8 protein-coding genes are annotated in these 13126 nt (G+C 42.0%); 4 read left to right on the forward strand and 4 right to left on the reverse strand.

Annotated elements, in window-relative coordinates:
- Positions 1-8 precede the first annotated feature (8 nt).
- From BM107_RS04645 to BM107_RS04660, 4 genes are read right to left on the reverse strand one after another with little or no spacing between them, the layout of a single operon-like run.
- Positions 9-1421 (reverse strand): O-antigen ligase family protein, encoded by a 1413-nt coding sequence (locus BM107_RS04645; protein ID WP_159435199.1) that lies wholly within the window; start codon positions 1419-1421, stop codon positions 9-11.
- 23 nt (positions 1422-1444) lie between these two features.
- Positions 1445-2629: a glycosyltransferase gene (locus BM107_RS04650; RefSeq protein ID WP_090980816.1), complete on the reverse strand. Its 1185-nt coding sequence runs from the start codon at positions 2627-2629 to the stop codon at positions 1445-1447.
- Positions 2629-4785 (reverse strand): GumC family protein, encoded by a 2157-nt coding sequence (locus tag BM107_RS04655; protein WP_090980818.1) that lies wholly within the window; start codon positions 4783-4785, stop codon positions 2629-2631. The genes BM107_RS04650 and BM107_RS04655 overlap by 1 nt, the downstream gene beginning before the upstream one ends.
- Complete coding sequence (locus BM107_RS04660; protein ID WP_090980820.1) at positions 4785-5486, reverse strand: TolC family protein; 702 nt, start codon at positions 5484-5486, stop codon at positions 4785-4787. Before BM107_RS04660 ends, BM107_RS04655 begins: the two co-directional genes overlap by 1 nt.
- A gap of 84 nt (positions 5487-5570) precedes the next feature.
- On the opposite strand from BM107_RS04660, the gene BM107_RS25275 reads away from it, so the two are divergent.
- The 4 genes from BM107_RS25275 (at position 5571) to BM107_RS04680 (ending at position 13034) form a co-directional block, all read left to right on the forward strand.
- Positions 5571-6191 (forward strand): acyltransferase, encoded by a 621-nt coding sequence (locus tag BM107_RS25275; RefSeq protein ID WP_090980822.1) that lies wholly within the window; start codon positions 5571-5573, stop codon positions 6189-6191.
- A gap of 167 nt (positions 6192-6358) precedes the next feature.
- A complete protein-coding gene (locus BM107_RS04670; protein WP_090980824.1) occupies positions 6359-9970 on the forward strand; it encodes an Ig-like domain-containing protein in 3612 nt (1203 codons plus the stop codon).
- Between the two features lies 1 nt (position 9971).
- A complete protein-coding gene (locus tag BM107_RS04675) occupies positions 9972-10892 on the forward strand; it encodes a PorP/SprF family type IX secretion system membrane protein (RefSeq protein ID WP_090980825.1) in 921 nt (306 codons plus the stop codon).
- Positions 10893-10895: 3 nt separating this feature from the next.
- Positions 10896-13034: an OmpA family protein gene (locus BM107_RS04680; protein WP_090980827.1), complete on the forward strand. Its 2139-nt coding sequence runs from the start codon at positions 10896-10898 to the stop codon at positions 13032-13034.
- The last annotated feature ends 92 nt before the right edge of the window (positions 13035-13126 follow it).

Below are 13126 nucleotides of genomic sequence, written 5' to 3' on the forward strand. Positions count from 1 at the left end.
TATTGAAATTAGTTATTTTTTGAGATTGCTACATTTTTTACATCCAGGTTATTGGCCATTAGTACAAATGACCACGACATGTATAGAATGATTACTGATGGAAAACCATTCATTACTTCATTGCCATAACTACAAAAAAACAGACCGGCGGTACCGGATGTTAGCGCAATGCATTTTACTTTGAGTCCCTTATCCTGAATGTTCCACACCGTTCCGCAACACTTTCCGAGCATATACATAATCAGTGAAAACCATATCACGAGCCCCACAGGTCCGTACATTACCCAAATCTTAACCCAATAACTATCTGGCGGAATATTTGATAAATATTTTTCTGAATTAAATTTAATCCCGTTCAATCCGATACTTCCCACCCCTGCACCGAAGGGTTTGTTCTTCATCAATTCTTTCAGCGTGGCCTGATTGATCAGCCTGGCATTAAAGGAATCGTTTTCAGGGTCAACAGCGGTACGTAGCCGAACAATCTGGTAATTCCCACTTCCGATAGTGGTGTATTTGAGAAAGCCAAACATGGCAACAACGAAGAAAAGCCCCGCAAAGAGCACCTTAAAATTTTTACTCAGTGACATGGCAAAGATGCTGGCCACCACAAATGCAAAAAATGCTCCCCTGGTGCCGGAAATTAGCATTCCGTAAAAGAGTATTAATCCGGAAATCCATAATAAGATCTTCTTCCATCTTTTAAAAGGGCCTAAGGCCATCACTATTGTGATTGCCGACATTGCGGCCTGAGAAGCACCAAACTGGCCTGCATCGGTATAAAATGAAAATACCCGGAGCCTGCCATCAATAATATGGGTGGTTGCCCCTCCTTCATCAAGCCAGCGTTGCTCGCCGGCAGAAACCCCTATATAATATTGTTTGATTCCATAAAGCGTACCTAAAACCGACAGGGATATGATCATGATAAAAAAAACATCAAGGTCGCGTTTACTCTTAAACAATAAGAAGCCAATAGGGGCGATTAGCAACCAGTTGAAAGCTGTAAAACGTACTTCATTTAGCCAACCCAGCAAACTGGCCCCTTCAGGATTAACCAATTCCAGAATGTTAATTGAAAACCAGATGAGCGCGATGATAATATGATCATTATGGATCTCTTTCCAGTCGATTTTCTTATAATTAACCAGCAGCGAAAGCCAGGTAGCGCCGAGCAGAACTTCCATTAGGGGGCCAAAAGGCAATCCCGTATTTTTCAGCAGGCCCGCAATAAAGAAACAGTATACGAGATAAACGAGAAAACCAACTTTTGGATTGGAAAATAATGCAATCGTAAATACAATGCCTCCTGCAAAAAGCAGTGCCAGGAAAACGGCATAATATTCGAGCTTAACGGTGAGTAAAGCTGAACCGACAGCAAATGATAGCATAGCAATAAGAATTACCAGCTTTTTTTTCATCTCATATGATAGGTTGGACCACATCATCTGCTGTTATTTTTGAGGCTGTGCCTGGTTGCCACATTTGGCTTGCTAGAGAAGACAGATTTGGCTAAGGATACAAATTGATAAAATATAAATTTAGGAATAAAAACCAGCGCCCTGCGAATTTTTTTATCGGTTGTTTTGCTTAAAACCGGAATCAAAAAGCTAATTACATAAATAACCAGGGAAAAGAAAATTACCAGTGCCAATAGCTGGGTGGTAAACAGGCTAATAACCATTAACAAAACAGCCAGTGATAAGAATATAAACAGTGGCGGCCTTAGCAGCACTGTACCAAAGATAAGCTGATTAAGATTAGCGCCTGCCACACCTTGATAAAGAATTCCAAACCCAAATTTGAAGTACTTAAACCAGGTAGCGATCCAACGCGACCGTTGGCTGACCAACTGCTTCGGAGCGGAGGTTTTCTGATCATAAACAATGGCGTCCTGGGCAAAAGCAATTCTTTCGCCACCAGCAATCAAACGGGCCTGAAGCACTTTATCAAATCCGGCGCCCTTGATATCAATATCTTTTAGCATTCGTATATAGAGCTGCGAATCAAACGCCATACCTGAGCCCGCAAGCGTTGCAGATGATCCAAGTTCAAAGATCACTTTCCCGTCATAAAAATGGTAATAAATATCCCTTGCCGCGTCCAGGCAGGCAATTGTAGTCTCCAGGTTTTTAGCTGATCTGAGTCCCTGTACAGCATGGAACCCCAGCCCGAAATACTTGTTCAACTCATTAATCAATTGCGGATGAGCGAGGTTATCGCTATCCATGATCAATATTGTTTGATGTTGACGCCTGAAATGCTCAATGGCATAAAAGTGAGAGGCCGTATTGCTGGCTAAAACATTTTCGGGAAACAAAACGTCAACACGATCATCGGTAAAAATAAGCGCTTCAGATGGTTTACAGTTATCCGCAACCACATAAATATGAAAATTTAAATAGTCCATATCCAGAAGGGATTTGACCGCATCGGCTACAAAATCTACCTGCTCATAAGCCGTTAAAATAATTCCATAATCCCTGTTGGTTGTACCCGTATTTAAAGATCTTACTGGTTTGGCGGAAAACTTCCAGCATAAAAACAGTACCATCGGAAAAAGAAGATGGAAGCAAATAATGATTCCCAGAATGTATAATATCCAATGCCCGATCACAAACGCGTCCATTATCCTTTTGTTTTAAAAAACTCCAGTTCACCCGAACCCGTTTCGGCCATATTAAGTATCCATCCCCTAAAAATCCCGGTTTCTTTAAGCATAGCAAGATATGCCTTTTTATCTTCATTGATTGATTCTCCTGATTTGAACACCGCTACGGCGTTATGGGTAAAGGAAAGCCATTCTCTCACGAGGCTGCTATCATTGATCGCGGCAACATCGATAATAATCAGGTCGTATATTGTTTTTGCCCTATCCAGCTGTTGATTGATCTGCTGAGCACTGGAAAGTTCCAAAAGAGATCCTTCTTTGCCACGGTTGCTTAACACCGAAATCATTTCTATCGGTTCCTGCTGCCCAATTTGTTCTCTTCCCTGTAAAAAATCCTCCACATATTGTCCAGCCCTGGCCTGACCTAGCGAGGGATGTGTAAAATTCCCATCTATCAACAATACCTTTCTATTTGTTTTTTCCCATGACCTTGCAAGGCACCTGGCAAAAAAGCTTTTCCCTTCAGAAGGCCCAAAGCTGGAAATCACGATCACCTTATCCTGCATGGCCGACTCCAGCTCATATCGGATGGAACGTATGCTGGCCCAAAAATCATGCTGGGCCGGATCCTCCCATGAGCTATTCAGCGATTCAAGCGGAGCCGGGAGTTTTGGTATCGTACCGAGTACAGGCACCGAAGTTTTCGCGGCCAGTGTTTTCGCATCAAGTATTCGGTTATCGGTAATGAAAATGATAAATAATGCCAAAAGACAGAAAACAAGACTCACAAAACCACTGAGCACCATCAGCGGAAGTTTTTTCGAAGGCTGTGCCAGTCCGCCAACCCCCATCTGGACAATATTCATCTTAGATTCAACCCCGGATTCGAGGTTACTCTGATTATATTTGTTCAGGATATCCAGATACTCCTTGCTGGCGATATCCACACTCATTTCCAGGGTCTGTACCTCTGCTTCCTGTGGAACTAAATTCTCAAAATCCCTGGTCAGTGAATTAATTTTATTTTCAAGAGAATTTATTCCGTACCGGGATATATCCATCTGTATTTCCAGATTGATTTTTTGACTGACCAGTTCCTGTTTAGCACTCAGGGGATTGTTGATGTACTGATCAGAAGATTTGTTAATCTGTTCAGTCAGCTTATTTCTAAGGGAATCATAACTGTTTTTATACCTTTCGTCAAGGTCGTTTTTAAGGTATAGGTCGTAAAGACTGCTTAGTTCTGCCTTAGTTTCCACCAATCCCTGGTTTACTTTAGAGAGCCTGGATTCGATATAGCTCCGTTCTTTGGGATTGAACTTTGCATCAATCTCATTAAGCGCACCGGCGTATGCAGCAGTCTTCTCAATGGCTTCCTGCTTTTTGGTATCATAATCCAGGATTAAAGAATACAACTGCTTAGACTGTTCGGTGAGATTTAAGACCTTGTTTTTGATTTTATAATTCTTCAGTCTGGCCATTCGTGCGGCAAGGGTATCCGTTTTTTCCCTGAGCATACTTCTCAAAAAATTGTTTGCCTTACCCTGCGAAGCTTTGGTGAGCGAAGTATAACCTTTAATGAATTCTGAAGACAGGGTATTTACAATATACGCCGCCAGCTCCGGGCTTTCAGCTTCAGATTGTACGGTAATGAAATCGCTTTCTCCGGAACGGAATACAGATATTTTGCTTTTAAGGGCATCGGCATCGTAATTCATTGATTTGAGCACCCTTGTAAGTCCCTCCTCATCAGGAACATTGAGATCAAGTTCCTCATTATTTTCGTATTTTTTACGATATACCTCAATGGCATGGGCAACAGCGTCTTTATTCAGCGTTTCAACCAGGTCACTTTTGGGTTTAAAAGGTTTATTGGTGGTTAGATCGTGTATCATTAACAAGTAGGATACCTGATTGAGTACCCTTTTCATACGGATCATCTCAATGAGATTGCTAAACTGCTGACGTACCTGTTCACCCTGGACCGCCTCAATAATTACTGACTGTTGCTGTGTTTCATCCACAATCCCGGTTGAAATCTGGGCCTGGGATATATACGAACTCTTTAGGTTGCGCACTAAAAATGTAGTGATGATAATGGTAATCAAAGGGACCAATATCAATGCCAGACGGTAGCGTTTGACAAGTTTCAAAAATTTATATCCTTCAGCCATTATTTTATTTCTTCCAACTTTTTAACCGTTAATTCTTCGAGTGAAATTTTTGCATTGAGGTAGCTGGCTTCCATCTGCAGTTTGGCCTGCAGGGCATTGCTCAAGGAATTCGACGCACTGTTGTATTCTGCAAAGGTTATCTCGGCCTTTTGATACTTGATTTTCATGTTTTCAAAATTACTCTGTGCCGTGAGATACATATCGTTAACCGGTGCAAGCGATTTTTGAAACTGAAGAAGTGTAACATATCTGGATTTTACCTGTGCCTCCAGCTCAAGAAAATATTCTGCCTGGTTAGACTGGGCAATTCTTAACTGCTCTTTTGCTTTTTTAATCTGGCTCGGCTTGGTTAACAGAGAGCCGGGGTTGATGGAAATACCAAACTGATATCCTGTAAGCAGATCAGCAGTCTGCAGATCTACCACGGTATTGGCTGTTGCCTGGTTTGAGCGGGCAACGTACTGAAAGGACAAAGGCTCCAGCCACGAAAGTCGCGCCCCGGAAAGGTCGCTTTTGGCTATATTGATCTGGTTATTAAGAGCACCCACCCTCGGATAGTTGGCTTTAGCCGCCGCAACAAGTTTCTCCATATATAAATAAGAAGCTTCGCTTAAAATACTTTCTTGAGCGAGAACGCTGTTTAACTTAAGCAGGGTGCAGATAAAAAACACCATTAACGGCTTGAGTTGGTTTCTAATCATAAAACGATTGCAGTAAAGATCAAATATATGGTTATGATTTAAATTATGCTAATATTGTAAAGATAACCATAATTAAGATCTGTAATGAAATCACTCTTAAAAGTAGTAAAGGGTAATGAAAAGCTAAAAAAAATTGTGCACTGGATGATGATTCCTACCGGTGAGGCCCGACCAAGAATATGGGTAAGCCTTTTTTTAAATCCTTTCTTTCATAAAAAAGGCAAAAATAGCCGCATCAGGTCTAGAACAAGGCTGGATGTTTTACCCTTTAACCCTTTTGAAATGGGCGATGACTCCATAATAGAGGATTTTTGTACAATCAACAACGGGGTTGGCGCGGTCTACATTGGAAACAGGACGCTGATTGGAATGAGTAACGTCATTATCGGACCGGTACATGTTGGTGATGATGTCATTATCGCCCAAAATGTAGTGATCAGCGGCCTTAATCATTCCTACCAGGACATTGATCTGCCCATCTCTAAACAACCCGTAGTTACATCGTCAGTTAAAATTGGTAATGGCAGCTGGATTGCAGCCAATGCGGTTATAACAGCCGGAGTGACCATAGGCGCACATGTGGTAATTGCGGCAGGTGCAGTGGTGACCAAAGATGTTCCGGATTTTTGTGTGGCAGCAGGTAATCCGGCAAAAGTGATCAAGAAATACCATCCCGAAACTGGGTTATGGTCCAGAATAAGTTAAGCTATCAGCGCTATTGTGATGGCGCTAAATCCTGGCTGACCGAAATCAGCAGGTTGCCGGTATTATTAATTTGAGAATTATCAATAATTTGAGCTAAATATATAATAGTTTGGAAATTAGCCTTTAACTTTGCAAGTTAGAAATCAACAAACTATTAATCCAAGTTTATGATAAAAATGTTACGTTTTCAGATAATCGTTGTGTTATCTCTATGTATCTTTAAAAATGCCTTTGCCCAGTTCCCTTATGTAGAAAGTTTCCGTAACTCCACCTCAAAAGGAATAATTTTTGGCGGTGCCCCATCTGCTTTTTTAACGGCTGCGGGTAGTGCTTACGATATGGCTACCTTAAGCCATACAGGTACCCCTCTGGATACAAATGGAGATGGATACTTAAGGCTGACAAGCAATGTCCAAAACCAGAAAGGCTATGTCATCAATACCACTAACTTCCCTTCGGGTAATGGTCTTAAAGTCAGCTTTGAATATTATATATATGGTGGCACAGGCGCCGATGGAATCAGTTTCTTTCTTTTCGATGCAAATGCAAATCCCTTTGTTATCGGTGGATTTGGCGGCTCTCTTGGATATGCACAAATTACGACAACCACCCCGATTTCTCCGGGAGTGAGTAATGGATACCTGGCCATCGGCCTTGACGAATATGGAAATTTTTCCAATCCGACGGAAGGCAGGCAGGGTGGCATAGGATTTAGGCCTGGCTCGATAACCCTTAGGGGCAGGGGAAATGGTGCTGCATTGACCTCAGGTAATTACAGCTATCTGACCAGTGCCGAAATGAGTCAATTCGGGTTCCCTCTTGTGGGAGACGGCGGACAACGCCAGCCTGACTCAACCAATGCGGGTTATAGGAGGGTTTATATGGATCTTGCTCCGCAACCTGCAGGAGGCTTTAATATAACGGTAAGGGTTACACGAGGTGGAGCGAAGCCAGTTACCACCACAGTTATTGATAACTTTTATTATGCTGAGGCTGCTCCGGATAACCTGCGTTACGGCTTTGCTTCTTCAACTGGCGACCTCACCAACTTTCACGAGATCAGACAAGTAAGTATCGATGCACATAACCAGACGGGCTTAATAAATCCGGTGGCCAAAAATGATGCCTTAAAGCTATGTCAGGGCAATCAGGCCTTAATAGATGTAACTGCTAATGATACAACCGCTAACCCTAGTGCTATATTAAATAAATCAACAATCGACCTTGATCCTAACCAGAATGGGATACAAAACAGCTATACTGTTTCCGGAAAAGGAACTTTTTCGGTAAATTCTCAGGGTAGTATCCAGTTCATACCTGAACCAAATCTTTTTGGTACGGTATCCGGCTCTTATACGGTGCAGGATTCGTATGGAAAAACATCTAATCCGGCCACCATTTCATTAACCTATGTTGCTGCACCAAGTCAGCCAGATGCCGGAGTTGACCAGCTGCTTAATATTTCTACTCCTACCACAACATATGTACTGCAGGGTAATAGTAGCGGTATCAACAGTGGTTTATGGACGCAGTCTTCAGGACCAGCAGGGGCATCGCTGGTAAATGCACAACAGCCAAATGCAATTATCAACAACTTAACCGGTGGCATTTACACATTCAAATGGACCTTTACTTCACCCGGAGGATGTCAACGTTCAGATGAAGTTCAGCTGATTGTTAACCGTATACCTGTAGCCGTTAATGATACGGTAACCACAAGTAAAGATACGAATATACCGATAAGCATACTTAGCAATGACACTGATGCCGATGGCAATTACACGATCAATGCCTCATCCATCAGCATTAAAAGCCAGCCTTTACATGGAACACTTGTTGTTGATCCGGTGAGCGGCATTGTAAACTACAGGCCTGCGGCAAATTATAGCGGCTATGATTCATTTGTATATACTGTAAAAGATAATTATGGTGCCGAATCCAATACCGCAATCGTAACTATAGCAGTAAATATCAAACCCGTTGGTACGGCAGATATTGCTAATACCACAACTGATTTGCCTGTAGTTATACATGTAATGGATAATGACCCAAGTAAAGCAGGATCAATTGTCATCAAAAAAACTGATCCCCTGAAAGGCACTGTGGTACTCAATACTGATGGAACTTTCACTTATTCACCTAATGCCGGCTTTAGTGGAAAAGACAGCTTTACTTACATCTTACAGAATAAAGACGGGTTACAGTCTGATCCGATCACGGTAACGGTAAATGTGAAACCCATAGGTAATCCTGATGCGGCCTCTACTGTTACAGGAACTCCCATCACTATAGCGGTTAAGGAAAATGATCCCTCTAAAACGGGTACCACAACGCCTATACAGACTCCGCCAACAAATGGCAGTATCAGTTTTGATGCCTCAGGGAACCCGATTTACACCCCAAATCCGGGCTTTTCGGGAAAAGACAACTTCACCTATACGCTTAAAACTGTTGACGGACTCTCGTCAGATCCCATCAGTGTAACGGTTTCTGTAAAACCTTTAGGTTCCGCAGATGCCTATACCACACCTTTTAACCGCTCAGTTGAAATGCCGGTAAAGGATAATGATCCCAGCAAAAGCGGCACCAGCGTGGTATGGGTAACAGCCCCTAAAAATGGCAATGTAAGCGTAAGCACCACCACCGGACTACCTATTTACACGCCTAATGCAGGCTTTAGCGGCCAGGATGTTTTTACTTATATCTTAAGAACTGTTGACGGCATTGATTCAGACCCAATTGCTGTAACTGTAACCGTGAACCCGCCGATTGTGATCAATGCGCCAAATATCAGCGTAGAAACCCCGGTAAATGGACCGAAATTAATCAATGTTCCAATTGCTTCCGGAGGAAAGGTTACGATAACTGATCCGCCTAAACATGGTACAATAACTTTTGATCCCACTACTGGTCAGCCGATTTACACACCCAACCCGGGCTATTCAGGACCTGATGAGTTTACCTATATCATTGTAGATAAAGATGGTACCCCTTCTACTCCGGGTAAGGTTACGATTACGGTACTTATTCCTGGTAAAATCGGATTGGCAAAACGATTAAAATCAACACCGGTTCGAAATCAGGACGGAAGTTATACGGTTAGCTATTCATTTGTACTGACCAACTTTGGCCAAATAGCGATAAGAGATATTACTGTAACTGACGATCTGTTTGCAACTTTTAGAGGAAACACTTTTGAAGTATTAAAAATCAGCGCAACAGGTGGTCTTTCCGCAAATAACGGTTTCAATGGTTTAGCTGACAAAAACATGCTTACAGGGAGCAATACATTAGCTAAATCTGCTTCCGGCACGATTGATATCGAAGTTAAGGTATCTTTAGATAAGTATGACGGTAGTTTTAGCAACTCGGCTACTGCTGAAGGCGTTTCGGTAAGTGACAACAGCAAAACGACAGATGTTTCTACGGATGGGACTAAACCAGACCCGATCACCGCAGGAGACGTCAGTCCATCGCAACCAACCGTAGTTAACCTGATCAAGGAAGATCTTTTCATCCCGGGAGGTTTTTCTCCAAACAATGATGGCATTAACGATTATTTTGTAGTTGGCAATACCAACGGAAAAAAGATCAACTTAAGCATTTTTAACCGCTGGGGAAATCTGATTTACCAATCGAAAAGTTATCAGAACGACTGGAATGGAAAAACGACTGAAGGTGTCCATGTGGGAGAAGAAGTTCCGGCAGGAACCTATTATTATATTTTGACCATTGATGGAACGGACAGACGTGTGGGCTATATTACAATTAACAGATAAGATGAAAAGATATATTATAATTTTAACCATGTGCCTGCTTTTTACTAAAAGCTGGGGCCAGCAGGACGCTATGTATACGCAATACATGTTCAATACGCTTGCCATAAATCCTGCGTATGCCGGAAGCAGGAATCTGGTGTCGGCAACTGCACTTTACCGTAACCAGTGGACAGGAATAGAAGGAGCACCCAGAACAGGAACATTCACTATCGATGCTCCTGTCTTAAATAAAAGATTTGGTGTAGGCCTGCAGGTTTTTAGCGATAAACTAGGTGTTACCCAAACCACAGGTGGTTCTGCAAGCGCAGCCTATCGGATAAGAATGGAAAAAGGAAGCCTGAGCTTTGGTCTGCAAGGTTCGATTAGCCATTACACTGCACGACTTAGCAGTGTTTCATTAAGTTCAAATCCGGGCTATGATCCTGCATTTATGAATGATGCGAGTAAAACGCTGTTTAACTTCGGAACAGGAGTATATTACAATTCGGATAAATTCTACCTTGGCCTGGCTGTGCAAGATTTACTGGGCAATAGCCTTAACAGCAACGCTAACGGAAACAACTTACAAGCCAGGCAGGTGCCGCATCTTTTCGTTACCGCAGGTTATGTCTTTCCTCTCGCTGAAGACTTCAAGCTGAAACCCTCATTTTTGGTTAAAGGCGTAAAAGGTGCCCCTGTGGAAGCTGATTTTAATGCGTCACTATGGATTAAAAATACACTGGCCATCGGGGCCGGTTACCGGACAAATGCAGACATCAGTGCGCTGCTCGAAGTGCAGGTTAGTCCTCAGATACGTATTGGTTATAGCTATGACAGAAGCACCACTGAACTGCAAAACTTTAATTCAGGCAGTCATGAGATTATGTTGAGGTACGAATTTGGGTTTGAAAAAAACAAAATATTATCACCAAGATTTTTCTAAGTTATGAAATTTGATTTTAAAGTAACGTTGTTAATATACCTAGGCCTTACTCTCGCCCTCTGTACCTCCACATATGCGCAAAACAATCCAAACATCCAGAATGATTTAAATGCGGCACGCAAGAGTTTTAATGGGCTTGAATATGTATCTACAATCACTAAGGTTAAAAGGGTACTGGCAAAAGATTCAACCAATTTAGAGGCGCTGGACATGCTGGCCTATAGCTACAAAATGATTAAAAATTACCCCGGAGCGTTGAAAGCATACCGGAAGTTGACCTCACAACCGGCTATGAAGAATGAGTGGGCGTTATATTATGCCGAAAGCTTAGCCAACAACCAACAGTATGAAGAATCAGAACGGTGGTATAGAAAATACCTCTCATTAGTACCTGCAGATAAAAGAGCAGCGGCTTTTGCATCTACAAACCTGGCCAAGATCAATAAAAATTCAAATCACTGGAAGATAGGTTTTTTAAATATAAATACGCAGGCTTCCGAATATGCTCCGACTTTCTACAAAGAAGGTCTTATGTTTACCAGTAACCGGCAATCGGAAAATTTTTCGAAACATATCTTTAAATGGGATAATACGCCTTTTAGCAAGCTCTATTATGTTAATAAACTTTCAGACTTAAAGGTAATTAACCAGGACAGTTTAATTAATTCGCAAAGTTCTGCAGCTAAACAGAAAATCAGGTATAATGATGATGATACACCAGAAACCAGTAATGATAACAACGTTTTGTCTGCCTATACCAGTGCGATAGAAAGAGATACCTTAAACCTGATTTATGGTCAGCATAAAATGGTCAAAAAACTAGGTGGAGTATTTAACAACAAATATCACACTGCGGCAGCAGCTGTGTTTCCTGACGGTTCCATCATTTTTACCGGTAATAACTATTTAAACGGAAAAACCTCCAAGAGCAGTGATGGAACCATCAAACTGAAGCTTTACACAGCTTATGGACCTAATCTTAGTGCAACCAAAGAATTTCCTTATAATAGCAATGAGTATTCTACCGGCCACCCGGCATTAACCCCTGACGGAAATATTCTTGTTTTTGCTTCTGACCGTCCCGGCGGCTTTGGGGGTACAGATTTATATTACTGTGTAAAATCTGGCCGTGGCGAATGGACCAGCCCCATTAACATGGGTAAGCTGATCAATACGGAAGGGAATGAAATGTTCCCAAGTTTTGATCATGACGGGAATTTGATTTTCTCATCAACCGGACTTGCGGGTTTTGGAGGAATGGACCTATTCCAGGTACCGCTTAAAGAAATGAAACCGACAACCGCACCCGTTAACATGGGTGCTCCTATAAACTCATCTAAAGATGACTTTGCGCTTATTTTAACTCCAGACGGCAAGAAAGGCTATTTCAGCTCTAACCGGGAAGGAAACGACAATATTTACGAGTTTAGAAGATCTACTTACAAAATTATTTTGCAAGGAACCCTCACAGATGCAAGAACCCGGATTCCCCTGGCCGGAGGCCGGATCCTTATGCACCACCTTGATGGCACTGATACCATCAAAACAGATAACCAGGGACGGTTTAAAAGAGAGTTACCTGCAGAGACAGACTATGAGGTTACAGCTCAAAAACTTGGCTATATCAACAATATCCAGTTTACCACGTCAGTAGGGATACAAAAGGATTCTGTAATCAATCTCGACATCAGATTGAACAGAGCAGAAAGCGCTCAACAGTATGTGCTAAACCATTGCGATTCATTGAAAAAAGTTTTCTCCGTAAAAAATATATATTATGATTTAGATAGATCAGAAATAAGGCCTGATGCTAAGGGCGCGTTGAACGAACTGGTAGAACTGATGAGAAAATACCCTGAAATTACGATCATAACTTCCAGCCATTGCGATAGCAGGGCATCAGAAGAATACAACAGAAACCTGTCATTGAGACGTGGTGAAGCGGCCAAACAATACCTGGTTGCGCGTGGTATCCAATCGGATCGGATCAAGGTGGAATACTATGGAAAAACCCGGTTAGTTAATCGCTGTTACGATGGCGTTAACTGTTCTGAGGAAGACCAGCAACTTAACAGACGGACAGAATTTGATGTGATTCTAAATGGCGTTAATATCACCAGGGAGAACTGTTCGGACAGATAGAAATGAGGCAGGTTGCTTACCTGTAAATATTAAATTAGTTAAAAAAGCATATCAGAAATGGTATGCTTTTTTAGTTTAAAAACAATTGCGAA

Origin of the sequence: Pedobacter suwonensis, assembly GCF_900111825.1 — a bacterium.
Classification (GTDB): Bacteria; Bacteroidota; Bacteroidia; order Sphingobacteriales; family Sphingobacteriaceae; genus Pedobacter; species Pedobacter suwonensis.